This window comes from Marinobacterium aestuariivivens (assembly GCF_042661465.1).
GTDB classification, from domain to species: Bacteria; Pseudomonadota; Gammaproteobacteria; order Pseudomonadales; family Balneatricaceae; genus Marinobacterium_A; species Marinobacterium_A aestuariivivens.
Genome location: NZ_JBHSWE010000001.1, coordinates 514,397 through 529,198, shown reverse-complemented (window position 1 = coordinate 529,198; position 14,802 = coordinate 514,397). Strand labels below are relative to the sequence as shown.

The following is a 14,802-nucleotide window of genomic DNA, read 5'->3' as shown; positions in this document are numbered from 1 at the left end:
GTCCAATGCCTTTAGAGGCTCGCCAGCTATGACGGAAGCGATCGAAGAGATACTGCGGTTCTGGTTCGGCCCGCTGGACGGGGGCTTTGCGTCCGAGTCGAAGCAGAGCCTCTGGTGGGGTGGGCAGGAGGAGCATGACCGCGAACTCGACGAACTGTTCGGGCGGCCTGTGCGCCGGGCGCTGCGCGGTGGGCTCGGGGACTGGAGCAGCAATCCACGCGGCCGGCTGGCTCTGATTCTGTTGCTGGACCAGTTTTCACGCAGTATCTATCGCGGCACCGCCGATGCGTTCGCCGGCGACAGTCGGGCGCTCGCCCTGTGCCGGCAGGGTATGGAGCTGGGCCATGACCGTGCGCTGGAATTCGCCGAGCGACTGTTCTTCTACATGCCGCTCGAGCATGCGGAGTCCCTCGAGGCTCAGGACCTGCATATCGACCGGCTCGAGACACTGCGCCAGGAAGTGCCTTTCACGCGCCGTCCGGTGATCGACAACGCACTGGATTTTGCCCATCAGCACCGCGACCTGATCGCCCGATTCGGGCGTTTTCCCCATCGCAACGAGGCGCTGCAGCGTATCTCGACCCCGAGGAACTCGCCTACCTGAATCAGACGCACCGCCGCTGGGGGCAGTAGGTTGGAATGAGTGAAACGAATTCCGACGACCAGGCTGCGGCTTACCACTTACCTCTTTCGCCATCTCAGGCTATGCTTCTGACTTTACTGAAATAATTCGACGGCAGGGACGGGAGCACGGTATTGACGGAGCAGCGGAGCGGCTTTTTCGCAGCCTATCGACAGCGCTGGTGGCGTGGATCGGTTGTGGTGGTCGGCATTTTGCTCTCGCTGCTGGCATTTTTCTGGATGGAACAGCAGCAGCAGCGCCAACGTGTCGCCCAGTTCAACCGCGAAGTTGAGCTGCGTATCGACCGACTGGAACAGACGCTGGTCAGACACCTGGGGGCGCTGGAAGCGCTGGGCATTCTGTTCGCCGGTTCCGACCGGGTAACCGGGGCCGAGTTCGCCCGCGCGGCTCTCGATCTCGGAGCATCGCGACCGGCGCTCGAGCGCCTGCAGTGGCGCCCGGCGCAGGGGCAGCCAGCCACCGGCGGCGACGCCGGCCTCTATCCGGTGTCATTCGAACAGTTGCTGCCGGGGCAGGTGTCCCCGATGACCGGCAATGCATCGCCGGATCCGGCGCCGGAACTTCTGCTGGCGCAACGGGATGTCAGGGGCGACCAGGGCATTCGGCGCGGACAGGTCAGCGGCCTGTTGCGGGTCGGGCGGCTGGTCGCTCAGGCCGGTTTGCCGACGGCAAATCCGGCGATCCAGTGGCAGCTCCGGGAGGCCGGCGCGACGGCGCGAACCCTCTATACCGGCACCCGGCTGGACGACCCCGTGCCCGATATGACCGTCAGTCGCGTGCTCCAGGTCGCAGGTCTGGCGCCCTGGACGGTGACGGCGACGCCTTCGCAGCGCTATCTGGCACAGCAGATCGAAGGGGCCTCGTTACTGGTGCTGGCCCTGGGGCTTTTCCTGACGCTGGTGGCCCATGTCGGGCTGCGGCTGTTGCTGCATCGCTCCGAGGTGGTCGAACGCCTCGTCGATCAGCGCACCGCGGAGCTGCATCGGGCGCTGGAGCGGCTCAATACCCTGGCGATCACCGATGAGCTGACCGGGCTCGCCAATCGCCGTCATTTCGACGATACCCTCGAACGCGAATGCCGGCGGGCGATACGGGAGTTTATGCCGCTGACGCTGATCATGGTGGATGTCGATTGCTTCAAGGCCTACAACGACCGCTACGGTCATCCGGCCGGCGACCGCTGCCTGCGCCAGGTCGCTGACGCGCTGCGTCAGGTGGTCGCGCGACCGGGCGACCTCGTGGCCCGTTACGGCGGTGAGGAGCTGGCACTGCTGCTGCCCTCGACCAACGAGCAGGCACTGGAGCTGGCCGAGCGGTGCCGGCAGCAGGTACGTGGTCTCGGTATCCGCCACGAAGCCAGCGAGGTGGCCGATATCGTCACGGTCAGTATCGGCATCTGCACGCTGCAGCCTTCGGCTGCATTGACGCCCTGGGCATTATCGAGCGCGCCGACCAGGCCCTTTATCGCGCCAAACGGCAGGGGCGGGATCGGGTCGTCGCCGATATCGAGGCGCTGCGCCATTATTCGCCGCTGTTCGGCTGAGGGGTTGCAGGGATACTTTAAAATGAATTTCATTCAACAAAAACAAAAAATACATCAATTTTATTAATTCACACCCTTCGTCATAATGCGTCCCGTTTCAACGGCAACCATAAGGGACGTACAGAATGCCTGTTATACACAGCCTGGGATTACCCCGCATCGGCGCACAACGGGAACTCAAGTTCGCGCTGGAAGATTACTGGAACGGCGCGAGCGGACGCGAGTCGCTGCTATCCGTCGCGCGGCATATCCGCCAGCAGAACTGGGCCCGGCAGCGGGCCGCCGGCCAGCCGCGGGTCACGGTCAACGACTTCTCGCTTTACGATCAGGTACTGGATCATTCGCTGCTGCTTGGCGTGATTCCGCAACGTTTTCGCGACGACTCCAGCGACATCTTCGATACCGGCTTCCGCATGGCACGCGGGCGGGCGCCGTCGGGCACGCCCCGGCGGGCCTGCGAAATGACCAAATGGTTCGATACCAACTACCACTACCTGGCACCGGAACTCGAAGCGGAACAGGCGTTTGTCCTGGACCCGTCGAAGCTGCTGGCCGAAATCACCGAGGCCCGGGACGCGGGTCATGCGGTGAAGCCGGTGCTGATCGGACCTGTGACCTGGCTCTGGCTGGCGCGCTGTGCCGCCGGCGAGTTCGACCGCCTGCAACTGCTGCCGGCCCTGCTCGACAGTTACCTGCAGTTGCTTGAGTTGCTGGCAGGGCAGGGTGTCGACTGGGTACAGATCGACGAACCGGTGCTGGTGCTGGAGCTGCCGCGGGCCTGGCGTGCGGCGATCGAGGATGCCTACCGAGCCCTGGCGGCGAGTCCTGTTCGACTGCTGTTGACGACCTATTTCGGAGGCCTCGGCGACAACCTCGATCTGGCCCTGTCGCTGCCGGTGGCCGGGCTGCACCTGGACCGGGTGCGCGGCGGTGAGGAATACCGGCGCGTACTGGCCGAGCTGCGCGACGATCAGGTGCTGTCCCTCGGCGTCATCGACGGTCGCAATATCTGGAGAGCCGACCTGGCGGCGTTGCTGGAGGAGCTGCAGCCGCTGTCGCAGCGGCTCGGTGAGCGACTCTGGCTGTCCAGCTCCTGTTCGCTGCTGCATGTGCCGGTGGATCTGGAGGCGGAGGATGCCTTCGACCCCGAACTGCGCAGCTGGCTCGCCTATGGTGCTCAGAAACTCGACGAGCTGCACCTGCTGGGCGAGGCGCTGGCCGGGCGGGACGTCGCCGATGCGCTGGCCGACAATGCCCGGGCGCTGGCCAGCCGGCGCGGCTCGGAACGGGTGCACCGCGAAGAGGTACGGCAGCGCTGCCGGCGGCTGTCGCTGGTCGATGGCGAGCGGGGCCTGCCCTATGGCGAAAGGGCGCCGTTGCAGCGCTCGCGGCTGAACCTGCCACTCTACCCGACCACCACCATCGGCTCCTTCCCCCAGACCGCGGATATCCGCCGTACCCGGGCACAGTTCCGGCGGGGTGAACTGCCCGAGGCAGACTATGTCGAGCGGATGCAGACCGAGATCGCCGACTGCATTGCCCGTCAGGAAGCCTGCGGTCTGGACATGCTGGTGCACGGTGAAGCCGAGCGCAACGATATGGTCGAGTACTTCGGCGAGCAGCTGCAGGGGTATGCGACCAGTCGCAATGGCTGGGTGCAGTCCTACGGTTCGCGCTGCGTCAAGCCGCCGGTGATTTACGGCGATGTCGCCCGTCCCGATGCCATGACCGTGGAATGGAGCCGTTACGCCCAGTCGCTGACGTCGCGCCCGGTCAAGGGCATGCTGACGGGGCCGGTGACGATGCTGCAATGGTCCTTCGTGCGCGACGACCTGCCGCGCGAACAGACCTGTCTGCAGATCGCCCTGGCATTGCGCGACGAGGTGCGCGAACTCGAAAGCGCCGGTATTGCCGCGATCCAGATCGACGAGCCGGCAATCCGCGAAGGGCTGCCCCTCAGGCGCAGCGCCTGGGAGCCTTATCTCGACTGGGCGGTTTATGCCTTCCGCGTGGCGGCCTGCGGTGTCGGACCCGCGACCCAGATCCATACCCACATGTGTTATTCGCAGTTCAACGACATCATGCACGCCATCGCGGCGATGGATGCCGATGTCATCACCATCGAGACCAGCCGCTCCAACATGCAGCTGCTCGAGGCGTTTACCGACTTCGAGTATCCCAACGAGATCGGCCCCGGCGTCTACGATATCCACAGTCCGAACGTGCCGACGGTCGAGCAGATCGTGGTGCTGATGCGCCGGGCGGCCGAGCGGGTTCCCGCCGAACGGCTCTGGGTCAACCCGGACTGCGGCCTCAAGACACGCGGCTGGGAGGAAGTCGGCCCGAGTCTCGAGAACCTGGCAGCGGCGGCGCGGCAGCTGCGTTCAGAAGCCCTCGAAGCGGTTGCCAACTGACGGCTGACGATTGCCGTTTGACGGGTAAATTGTAGGGTGGCAATGAGCGAAGCGAATTCCACCGGTGGTGTCAGACCGCAGCGGAACCCAAGGATCAGAACCGGGTGCAGGCGGAGATTCCCGGAATGCGATTCACCGGTGGAATTCGCCTTTGGCTCATTCCACCCTACAGAGAAGAAAGGCGGTAGAATGGGCGCCATGCCCATGCCGGAGTCCTCCATGCCGCCAGACGTTCTGCAGCCCCTGATCGAAGCCAATGCCCGTTCGCGTCGCCGTCAGCTGGTCTGGCTGCAGGGCGATGCCGGCTGGGCGCGGCGGCAGGCGGCGCAGTGGCTGGCGGCGGCCGGCTGGCAACGGGTGCTCTGGGTCGGTACCGAGTCGCCGGAGGGTTTCGAGGGGCTCGATGCCGCACAGGTACAGCGTCATCTGGGCCGCGAATACGAGGCGGTCGTGTTCGATGCCTGGTGCGGCTTCAACCCCAACGCCTTCGGCCAGAGCGTCGGTACCCTGCGCGGCGGCGGCCTGCTGTTCCTGCTGACGCCGCCCGCTGAGGCCTGGTACCGCCATGACGATCCCGAGCACCGCAGCATCGCGGTGCTGCCCTACACCGAACGCGACGTCGGTCACCGTTTCCTGCGACACCTCGTGACGCAACTCGAAGCCGATTCCCGGGTGATCCCGGTGCTGCAGCACCAGCCCTTTGCGGTGCCGGCGCCATTGCCGGCCGTAACCGGACAGCAGCCAGTGCCCGAGCCTTACCGTACCGAAGATCAGCAGCAGGCGGTGTCGGCGATACTGCAGGCGCTGGAGGCGTCGGTGCCGCTGGTACTGACCGCAGACCGCGGGCGGGGCAAGAGCGCGGCTCTGGGGCTGGCGGCGGCCCACTGGCTCGAGCAGCACGGCGGCGAAGTGCTTGTCACGGCGCCGGGACAGGCATCGGTGACGGCGCTGTTCGAGCGCTTGCAGGCGCGCCTTGCCGATGCGCAGTTGCATGGCGGCGAGCTGATCGACAGCCGCGGGCGGGTGCGCTATCTGACGCCGGACCGGCTGATGCAGGGGAGGGTGACGGCGCCCTGCTGCTGGTCGATGAGGCCGCGGCGATCCCGGCGCCGGTGCTGAGCCGGCTGTTGGCCCGTTTCCGTCGCATCGTGTTCGCCACCACGCTGCACGGTTACGAAGGCACCGGACGCGGCTTCGCGGTGCGCTTTCGGCGCGAACTGCAGCGTCGGACACCGGGCTGGCGCGCCTTTTCCATGCGCCAGCCCATACGCTGGTGCGAAGAGGACCCTCTCGAGGCGCTGTCGTTCCGCATGCTGATGCTCGATGCGGAACCGGCACCGGCGCAGGCCTTCGCCGGCCAGGAAGCGGTTGCGCCGCGTATCGAGCGCCTCGACCGCGAGCGTCTGCTCGGGCAGCCGCAAACCCTGTCCGAACTGTTCGGCCTGCTGGTGCTGGCTCACTACCGCACCACGCCGGGCGACCTGCGGATCTTGCTGGACAGCCCGAACCTGGCGGTCTGGATCGCCTCGGTCGGGGGCATGTGGCGGCTGCGATGCTGGTGGTCGAAGAGGGCCTGTTGCCGCAGGCACTTGCAGAAGGTATCAGCCAGGGGACACGGCGACCCCGGGTCATCTGCTGCCCCAGACCCTGATCGGCCAGGACGGGCTGCTCGAGGCCGCTTCGCTGCGGTGTCTGCGGGTGATGCGCATCGCCACCCATCCTGCGCTCGAGCGCCGCGGTATCGCCACCGGGCTGCTGCAGGCGCTGGCGCACTGGGCCGGGCCCCGGGGCTGCGATTACCTGGGCACCGGGTTCGGCGCGACCGTCGACCTGCTGCGGTTCTGGCAGCGCAGTGGCTACCGGCCGGTTCATGTCGGCGCCGGTCGGGATCCGGTGGGCGGGACCTTCGCCTGCATGCTGGCCCGACCGCTGAGCGCGGCCGGGCACGCCCTGGTCGAGGCGGCCCGGGCGCAGTTGCGCCGGCGTCTGCTGCATCAGTTGCCGGCGCAGATGCGGGAACTGGATGCCGATCTGGTGCTGAGTCTGCTACCCTCAGGGGACAGCACGCAGCTTTCGGCGTCGGAGCGAAGCGAGATCGAGCTGTTCGCCCGGCACAACCGCAGCTTCGAAAGCTGCGAGCCGTCGCTCTGGGCACTGTGCCGCTCGGGGCCGGAGCTCTGGCAAAGGGCGGGACTCGGTCGTGACGCCCAGTATCAGCTGATCTGGACGCTGCTGCAGCGCCGCGGCTGGGAAACAGTTGCCGCTCTAAGCGGCGCCGGGCGGCGTGCACAGATACGCGGGCTGCGGTCGACGATGGCACTGTTGCTCGAGGCGGTGCCGACGGCACAGCGTTCCCGAACACCGGAGGGCGATCATGATGGCTAGACTGCTCTACTTCTGCGCCGGCATGCTCGCGCTGCTGCTGGGTGCCATCGGGGTGGTGCTGCCGCTGTTGCCGACGACGCCCTTCGTTATTCTCGCTGCCTTCTGTTTTTCCCGCAGTTCCGAACGCCTGCACCGCTGGCTGCTGAATCAGCGCCTGTTCGGGCCGCTGATCCGCGACTGGGAAGCCTACGGTGTGATACCGCTGCGCATCAAATGGCTGTCGTCGAGCCTTATGCTGGCGATGGTGACTTACCCGCTGCTGTTCCGCGACTTCGACTGGCGCCTGAAGGCCGTTGCCGCCGCCGCTGTGCTCGTTGCGCTGCTCTATATCTGGAGCCGGCCGTCGGCGCCTGACGAAAAGGTTCGCAAGACACTGCCGGCGCTTGGTTTAGGCCGTAGCCTGGAATGAGCCGAAGGCGAATTCCGGGTTCCCGGCCGACCGCTGCGCCAATTGCCTGTGGAGCGCCACCCGGTGGAACGCCACCCGGTGGAGCGCCACCCGGTGGAGCGCCACCCGGTCTAAATTCGCCCCTTCGGGGCATCATTCCAACCTACTCGAGAATTTCGACCTCCATGCCGACTTCGAGCACGCCTTCGCCGAGCGGTACCAGGTTCTGACCGAAATTGACCTGGCCGTCGGCATCGCGGCGGTAGCCGGAAAGGGTGCGCAACGGCTCCTGGCGGGGGTGACGTTCAGCCGAGGCCGGGTCCAGGGTGGTCATCACGCACCGCGAGCAGGGCTTGACCAGCGCCAGCTCGAGGGCACCGATGCGGATCCGCGTCCAGCCGTCCTCGGCGAAGGGGGCGGTGCCGGAGACGACCAGATTGGGGCGGAACCGGGCCATGGAGACCGGTTCCGGACAGCGTCGGTTGAGGTCTTCCAGCGAACCTTCCGAGATCAGCAGCAGGGGATAGCCATCGGCAAAGGCCACCGGAGAGTGCGGCAGGCGGTCGGTTTCGCGCTGCGAGCGCGGGCCGAAAAACTGCAGCCGGCAGTCCTGTCCGAGGTAGTCGCTGAACCAGCGGTCGGCCTCGTCGCCGCACTGCTGGCTGTCGATATGGTCGCGCCAGACACTGATGGAACGATATTGCGGCGGAAACTGGCCGTAGCGCAGCCGCAGATCCGGCATCTCGGGGGCGCTCAGCCAGAGGCCGTCGGCGGTGGGGGTGGCGCGTACCTGCAACAGCCGCGGGTGGCGGCGGGCGGTCATGAACCCGCCGGTGGCGTCGGCGACAACGAAGCGGCGGTCGAACGTCAGCCCGGCGCGCTCGACGAAGGCGCGCTCCAGGCCGATTCCGGCGGTCGATTTGATCGGATAGATATGCAGTGCGGACAGCTTCATCTTGGGCCTTCCTGGATGGGGTTCTGTTGTGCCGATCATACAGGACCGGCCGGCAGTCGCTCCAGAATCAGCATCAGCCCTTCGATGGTGCCGGCATTTTCCCGTCGCAGCGGGAAGGCCTCGAGCGACCGGATCCACCATCCCTGCTCCCCTGCCAGTCGTTCCAGGTAGTCGGCACCGTGGCGAAAGCGACCGCTGCCATGGAGCTGGTGCCCGTCGCCGGCACCGGTTTCGACGGTAAAGGCAAAAAGGCCCTCCGGGTGAAGGCAGCGCGCCACGGCGGCAAAGAGCGGTGCCAGGTCGCCAAGGTAGATCAGCATGTCGGTGCTGGCGATCAGCCGATAGTGCCGCGCCGGCAGGCGCTGCAGGATCTCGGCCGCATCGCCATGCCAGAGACGGCGGTAGCAGCCCTTGTGGCGGGCCTGCTCCAGCATGCCGGCGGAGAGATCGATACCGTCGATGTCGATGGCCGGGAAGCGGGTCTGCAGTGCCTGTCCGAGCAGTCCGCTGCCGCAGCCAAGGTCCAGTGCCGGCGACAGCCGTACCGGCGGGACCTCGGCCAGGGCGGTGGCCATCAGCTCCGGCGCGCGGTAACCCAGGCGGCCGACCAGGCGCTGCTCGAAGGCACCGGCATGCTGATCGTAGAGCGCTTCGACATAGGCGCGCGGGGCCCGCTCGGACGGCTGTTGCGTCAGGGCATCGAGCATGTGCGCGGCGCAGGCATTGTCCGGGTCCCGCTCGAGCACGCGCCGGTACAGCGGCGTGGCCAGCGCAGGGTCGCCGGCTTCGGCGACATAGTCGGCAACGCCCTGCAGGCTGTCGCTGTCCGGTACCTGGTCGCAGAGCGCCAGCGCCTGTTCCCGGTCCTGCTGCAACAGCAGCAGCAGGATGTATTCGCGGAGCCAGTCGTAGTCCTGTTCGATAACGGTCTCGAGCTGCTCCCGCGCGTCGCTCAGGCGCCCCAGCTGGCGACAGGCGACCGCCAGGCCGATGCGGGCCTCGTCCAGCCCCGGCGCCAGTGTCAGCGCCCGCTGCAGCGCCGCGCGCATCTGCGGCCAGTCCTGCAGGACCTCGAGAATGTTGCCCCTGTTCAGCCAGAAAGCCGCTTCGCCGCGCTCACGCCCGAGCGCCTCGTCGATGGCGGCGAGGGCTGCCTCGGGTTTGTGCCGGTGTTGCCGGCAGAGGGCCAGGTTGTTCCAGGCCTGGGCCAGCTGGCGGGTGGGCGCCTGGGTGCGGCAGGCCTGTTGCAACGCCTGTTCGGCAGCGTCCAGACGCCCCTGGCGCAACAGGGCGACGCCCAGAAGATGGCGGGCGGCAAAATGATCGGGGTGATGCGCCAGCAGCTGCTGGCAGAGGCCGCAGGCCTCGTCGTACTGGCCTTGCTGCAGCAGGGCCATGGCGCGTTGCAGAGGTTGAAGCATGGCAGATCTGAAAAGCTGAATTCGAAACGCCGGTACTATACTCGAAAAACAGCTATAAAGTAGATGCTGCAAGACATGTAGGTTGGTCTGAGGCCGCCCCGCGGGAATGCCGGAATTGCAGGAGCCGTTTCCGGCCGAAGCCCAACACGGGCATGATGCGCTTCGCTGCGCTCAGCAGCATCCTACGTGACGCATGGGGTGCCGGAAGGAGGTAAGAGAATGTTGACGACTGTACAACGCTGTTTATTCGCGCTGTTTGCCCTGTTGCTGGCGGCAGGCGTACAGGCGGCTTCGCGCGCCGAGATCGACGCCAAGGCGGACGAGGCACTGCAGACGCTGTATCGCCAGTCCCCGGCGGCGCAGGAACTGTCTCAGCAGGCGGCCGGCATGCTGATCTTTCCCGAGGTCTACAAGGCCGGTATCGGCATCGGTGGCGAATACGGCGAGGGCGCGCTGCGCATCGGCGGACGCAGCGTCGACTACTACAGCACCGCTTCGGCCTCGATCGGTTTTCAGCTGGGTGCCCAGATCAAGAGTCAGGTGATCCTGTTCATGACCCACGACGCCCTCGCGCGCTTTCGCCGCAGCGATGGCTGGGAGGCGGGCGTCGACGGCAGTGTCGCCATCGCCACGATCGGCGCGGGTGGCACCCTCGATTCCAACACCCTGCAGTCGCCGATCATCGGCTTTATCTTTTCCAACAAGGGGCTGATGTACAACCTGACCCTGGAGGGCTCGAAGTTCACGAGGTTGAACAAGTAGTGACGCGTGACGGGTTACGCGTGACGCGTAAAAACCTGTAAAGTTCGCGTAACCCATAACCCGTAACCCGTATCCTGCCAATGACTCCAGCAATCAACGCGGCGAAAAAAGCCCGGGTCCGGTATCGGATCCACGAATATGCCCATGACCCGGCAGCGCCTTCCTATGGTCAGGAAGCGGCGGATGCCCTCGGCCAGCCTGCCGGGCGGGTGTTCAAGACACTGCTGGTGGCGCTCAACGGCGATGGCCGCAGGCTCGCGGTGGCGGTCGTGCCGGTCTCGGGTCAGCTGGACCTGAAGGCGACCGCCGCGGCCCTCGGGGCCAAGAAGGTGGCGATGGCAGATCCTGCCGATGCCGAACGCGCCACCGGCTATGTCGTTGGCGGCATCAGTCCGCTGGGGCAGAAGAAGCGCCTGCCCACGGTGCTCGATGCCAGTGCCCTCGATTTTCCCACCATCTACATGAGTGCCGGACGGCGCGGTCTCGAGATCGAGATGGCAGCGGCGGATCTTATCAGGCTTACCGGCGCCGCCACCGCCCCGGTCGGCCGGGTGGAATGAGCCCATTCACCCCGTCTTGCTCATGCGCGGGCTGGTTGCTGTCTTGACCGCGGCGGTGGCCGCGCTTTCCCCCGGCTTGAATTCGCTGGCCTCGAGACCGTGGCGGTTCAGCAGCTTGTAGAAGTCGGTGCGGTTGCGCTGGGCGATGCGGGCGGCGTGGGTGACATTGCCCTCGGTGATGCGCAGTACCTTGATCAGGTAGCGCTTCTCGAAGTCGGCCCGCGCCTCGTTGAAGGACGGTACCACCCTTTCCTGGTTGGTCAGGGCCTGGGCAACCAGGCCTTCCGGCACGATCGGGCTGTTACTCAGCGCCACCACCTGCTCGATGACGTTCTCCAGCTGGCGCACGTTGCCTGGCCAGGCGGCCTGTGCCAGCAGATGGATCGCCCCCGGCGAGATGCCCCTTACTCTGGGGTTGTGACGGTCCGCCGCCTTGGCGAGGAAATGCCGTGTCAGCAGCGGAATGTCCTCGGGCCGGTCGCGCAGGGGCGGCAGGTCCAGGTTGACGACATTGAGGCGGTAGTAAAGGTCTTCGCGGAACTCGCTGGTCTCGATCGCCTGTTCCAGGTTGCGGTGGGTCGCCGAGATGATGCGGACATCGATCGGGATGCTCTCGGTCGAACCGACCGGGCGGATGGTTCTTTCCTGCAGCGCCCGCAGCAGTTTCACCTGCAGTGACTGCGGCATGTCGCCGATCTCGTCGAGGAAAAGGGTGCCGCCGTGCGCCGCCTGGAACAGGCCGCGGTGCTGGGTGATGGCGCCGGTGAAGGCGCCCTTGGTGTGGCCGAACAGCTCCGATTCGAGCAGCTGTTCCGGCAGGGCGCCGCAGTTGATCGCGACAAAGGCCTTGCTGGCGCGGCGGCTGGCCTTGTGGATCGCCTTGGCGAAACATTCCTTGCCGCTGCCGCTGGGGCCGGTGATCAGCAGGCTGACGTCCGATTCCGCCACCCGTTGCGCCTGGTGCAGCAGCGACTCGATCGCCGGGCTCGCGCCGATGATGCCGGCGCGCCACTCCTGGTCCTGGCGCCGGGCGCTGGTGTTGAGCGCAGCGCGTACGGTGTCGAGCAGCTGGTCGCGGTCGATCGGCTTGGTCAGGAAGGCGTAGACCCCGCGCTGCGTCGCCGACACGGCCTCCGGAATCGAGCCGTGGGCGGTCATGATGATCACCGGCAGGTCCGGACGCTGCTGCTGAATCTGTTCGAACAGCGCCATGCCGTCCATCTGATCCATGCGCAGGTCGGTGATCACCAGGTCGATCGTTTCGACGGACAGCACCTTGAGTGCTTCCTGACCACTTTCCGCGCAGCTGATGCGATAATCCTGGGCCTGAAGCCGCATTTTCAGCAGTTTCAGCAGCGCGGTGTCGTCGTCTACCAGTAGCAGGTGGGGCATAGTGTTCATCATTATAAATCCTTGCGCTGTCGGGTGATCTGCTGTTCCAGATCGGTCAGCGCCTCGATCTTGCGTTTCAGTTCAACAATCTCTGTGTTTTTCGCATTCAGCTGCGTCTGGCGGCCCAGGCCCTGCCGGACCAGGCCCAGATGCAGGTACAGATAACGGTCGGCCATGCAGTGGGCGTCCGGATAGAGCGGCAGGCTGCCGAGCAGTGCCGCGCCCCTGGTAACCTGCTCCGGCGACGATGCCGGGCTGGTCAGCAGCAGTCCCTCCAGCGCCTTGTTTCCATTCTGGCGTGCCGCTGCGAGCTGCTGCAGGCGCGGGTTGTTGCCGCCGGCCTGCTGATAGCGGTATTGCTGATCCAGCAGTTCCGTCAGCTGGTCGTCGTCGACATAGCAGGCCGGTCCGCTGCCGCCTGTGGTCGTCAGCGGTATCAGGTCTCCGGTCGTTTGGCAGCCCAGCAATCCCAGCAGCAGGGGCATCATTAGCAGTTTTCTCGACATATCAGTCACTCACCGCAGGTAACGTAATTCTGAACACGACCCGGTGGTCGGTGTTATGGGCAAGCGAGAGTCGGGCGCCCAGGGCGTTGGCCGCATCCTGGGCGACGCTCAGGCCGATGCCGGAGCCCTTCAGCGGGCCGCGGCGGCGATTCTGTCCCTGGTAGAACGGCCGGAAAATATGCTCGAGCTCGTTCTCGGGAATGGTGGGGCCGATGTTGCCGATATCGATCTGCATCTGGTTGTCCCTTACCTGATAGCGGACGCTGAGCTCCCCGCTCTCGTCTCCGTAGTAGATCGCATTCGAGACCAGGTTGCTGAGAATTCTGTGCAACATGGGGCGGTCGGTCTGCCAGTGGGCGTCCTTTGCCGGCAGGTCGAGCCGGATCTGTTTCTGTTCCATCAGCAGCCGGTGAGGTTGCAACGCCGCGTCTATGCAGCTGTTCAGGCTGGTGCTGCGAATGCTCAGGGCATTGGGCTGCTGCAGCCGGTTGTAGTCCAGCAGCTGTTCGATCAGCGTTTGCAGTTCGAAACTGTTGCGCTGAATCAGTTCCACGATTTCGCGCTGATTGTCGGACAGCGGGCCGGCCACTTCTTCGGCCATCAGGTCCGAGCCCTCGCGCAGCGTGGTCAGCGGCGTTTTCAGCTCATGTGAAATATGGCGCAGAAAACGCTGTTTTTCCTCTTCCAGTTCCTGCAGGTGGCCGGCCAGCCAGTCCAGCTGATCGTTCAGGTCGACCAGTTCCCGCGGCCCGCGCAGCGGCGTTTCGCTGCGCGGGTGGCCGTGGCCCAGGGCGCGGATCCGCTCGATCAGCACGCTGACCGGGTGGCTGATGCGCACGCTGAAGTACAGCATCATCAGCGCCGACAGGGCGATCAGGATGGCGCCGAGCAGCCAGAGCGCCTGCTGGGTGCTGCGGGCCTGCAGATCCAGCTCCGCCAGCCGCTGCTCGAGCTGACGGTTGCTCTGGGTGATGAGCTCGTCGGTCAGCAGCACCAGCTGTTCCAGCAGCGGGGTGCCGATTTCGCTGTCCTGGGCCTGCTCGATCAGGTTCAGGGTGTCGTGCAGCGTCGGAATCACGGCGTTGCCTTCCAGCAGGAAACTCTGAATATCCAGCAGGTTGCGGTAATCGGCAATCTGCTCCTGCAGGCGCACGCGGATCTCTTCCCGCTGGACGATGGCATATTGCCGCGCCGAGCGCAGGATGTCTTCGGCCAGGATATCGAGCTGCAGGTTGCGCTGGCTGATATCCAGTGACAGCCGTGCTTCCTCGCGTCCCTGGCGTGCTTGGGTGACCAGCTCGTTGCTGGCCTGTACCAGCAGAACGCCCAGCGGCGTGACGACCAGCAGGAATGCCAGCAGCAGGAGCTGCCTGAATGATCCGGCTCGCCAGCGGTGGGTGCGGCTCATGGTTGGCGTCTGCAGCTTGATGAAAGTGTTCAATTATCCATCATTTTTCGACTGTCGTTAAGTGGCGACAATGGGGTGCCGTTCGATGGGCTGCAACTCTGGTCGTCAATTGCTCAGTCGGCCGAGTTCGTAAGGACTCAGGAAGCCGTCGAGGTCCAGGTCCATACGATAGAAGGTATCGATCAGCCGAGCGTCCTGCCGGGCTTCGAGAAAACTGAGCTTGCCATCGGCATTGCGATCGAGCTGATTGAACACGGGCGCCGCCGGGTTGGCGGTCGGCGCGGCAGTGTCGGCCTGTGCGGCTTCGATCGAGCCTTTGGCGATGACCAGAACGGAAAACAGCGAAGCGCTGCCCAGCAGGGCGGCAACCATCTTCATACGAGCACTCCATGTCGGTACGGATACAAAACTGCAGGAATTACAAC

General features: G+C 65.5%; 14 protein-coding genes and 1 pseudogene. 9 read left to right on the top strand and 6 right to left on the bottom strand.

Annotated elements, in window-relative coordinates:
- Positions 1-28: 28 nt before the first annotated feature.
- The 7 genes and pseudogenes from ACFQDL_RS02690 (at position 29) to ACFQDL_RS02660 (ending at position 7,394) form a co-directional block, all read left to right on the top strand.
- Positions 29-604, top strand: coding sequence for a DUF924 family protein (locus ACFQDL_RS02690; RefSeq protein ID WP_379907717.1), 576 nt, complete (start codon positions 29-31; stop codon positions 602-604).
- Between the two features lie 152 nt (positions 605-756).
- Positions 757-2,253, top strand: coding sequence for a GGDEF domain-containing protein (locus tag ACFQDL_RS02685; protein ID WP_379907716.1), 1,497 nt, complete (start codon positions 757-759; stop codon positions 2,251-2,253).
- Positions 2,254-2,311: 58 nt separating this feature from the next.
- Positions 2,312-4,600 carry a 5-methyltetrahydropteroyltriglutamate--homocysteine S-methyltransferase gene (gene metE, locus ACFQDL_RS02680; protein ID WP_379907715.1) on the top strand — a complete coding sequence of 763 codons (2,289 nt, stop codon included), beginning with the start codon at positions 2,312-2,314 and terminating at the stop codon, positions 4,598-4,600.
- 219 nt (positions 4,601-4,819) lie between these two features.
- Positions 4,820-5,719 carry a tRNA(Met) cytidine acetyltransferase TmcA domain-containing protein gene (locus ACFQDL_RS02675; protein ID WP_379907713.1) on the top strand — a complete coding sequence of 300 codons (900 nt, stop codon included), beginning with the start codon at positions 4,820-4,822 and terminating at the stop codon, positions 5,717-5,719.
- A pseudogene (locus ACFQDL_RS02670) lies at positions 5,713-5,865 on the top strand (hypothetical protein); the annotation flags it as partial. The gene ACFQDL_RS02675 and the pseudogene ACFQDL_RS02670, both read left to right, overlap by 7 nt.
- A 58-nt stretch (positions 5,866-5,923) precedes the next feature.
- Complete coding sequence (locus tag ACFQDL_RS02665; RefSeq protein WP_379907712.1) at positions 5,924-6,985, top strand: GNAT family N-acetyltransferase; 1,062 nt, start codon at positions 5,924-5,926, stop codon at positions 6,983-6,985.
- Positions 6,975-7,394: a YbaN family protein gene (locus tag ACFQDL_RS02660; RefSeq protein WP_379907711.1), complete on the top strand. Its 420-nt coding sequence runs from the start codon at positions 6,975-6,977 to the stop codon at positions 7,392-7,394. Before ACFQDL_RS02665 ends, ACFQDL_RS02660 begins: the two co-directional genes overlap by 11 nt.
- A 142-nt stretch (positions 7,395-7,536) precedes the next feature.
- On the opposite strand, the gene ACFQDL_RS02655 is transcribed toward ACFQDL_RS02660, so the two are convergent.
- Entirely contained in the window at positions 7,537-8,328 is a 792-nt protein-coding gene (locus ACFQDL_RS02655) for an MOSC domain-containing protein (RefSeq protein WP_379907710.1), read from the bottom strand.
- Positions 8,329-8,363: 35 nt separating this feature from the next.
- Positions 8,364-9,749, bottom strand: a complete 1,386-nt coding sequence (locus tag ACFQDL_RS02650; protein ID WP_379907709.1) for a tetratricopeptide repeat protein — start codon at positions 9,747-9,749, stop codon at positions 8,364-8,366.
- A 219-nt stretch (positions 9,750-9,968) separates the two neighbouring features.
- Between ACFQDL_RS02650 and ACFQDL_RS02645 the strand changes: the two genes are divergently transcribed.
- Together ACFQDL_RS02645 and ybaK are read left to right on the top strand one after the other, a co-directional pair.
- A complete protein-coding gene (locus tag ACFQDL_RS02645) occupies positions 9,969-10,511 on the top strand; it encodes a BPSL1445 family SYLF domain-containing lipoprotein (protein ID WP_379907706.1) in 543 nt (180 codons plus the stop codon).
- 80 nt (positions 10,512-10,591) lie between these two features.
- A complete protein-coding gene (ybaK, locus tag ACFQDL_RS02640) occupies positions 10,592-11,071 on the top strand; it encodes a Cys-tRNA(Pro) deacylase (RefSeq protein WP_379907705.1) in 480 nt (159 codons plus the stop codon).
- Positions 11,072-11,077: 6 nt separating this feature from the next.
- Here the strand turns inward: ybaK and ACFQDL_RS02635 are convergent, their stop codons facing one another.
- The 4 genes from ACFQDL_RS02635 to ACFQDL_RS02620 all read right to left on the bottom strand — a co-directional run bounded on the left by ACFQDL_RS02635 (position 11,078) and on the right by ACFQDL_RS02620 (position 14,755).
- Complete coding sequence (locus tag ACFQDL_RS02635) at positions 11,078-12,472, bottom strand: sigma 54-interacting transcriptional regulator (protein WP_379907703.1); 1,395 nt, start codon at positions 12,470-12,472, stop codon at positions 11,078-11,080.
- Positions 12,473-12,474: 2 nt separating this feature from the next.
- Positions 12,475-12,951 (bottom strand): hypothetical protein, encoded by a 477-nt coding sequence (locus ACFQDL_RS02630; protein WP_379907701.1) that lies wholly within the window; start codon positions 12,949-12,951, stop codon positions 12,475-12,477.
- Between the two features lie 19 nt (positions 12,952-12,970).
- Positions 12,971-14,410, bottom strand: a complete 1,440-nt coding sequence (locus ACFQDL_RS02625; protein WP_379907699.1) for a sensor histidine kinase — start codon at positions 14,408-14,410, stop codon at positions 12,971-12,973.
- Between the two features lie 72 nt (positions 14,411-14,482).
- Positions 14,483-14,755, bottom strand: a complete 273-nt coding sequence (locus tag ACFQDL_RS02620) for a hypothetical protein (RefSeq protein ID WP_379907697.1) — start codon at positions 14,753-14,755, stop codon at positions 14,483-14,485.
- Positions 14,756-14,802: the final 47 nt, after the last annotated feature.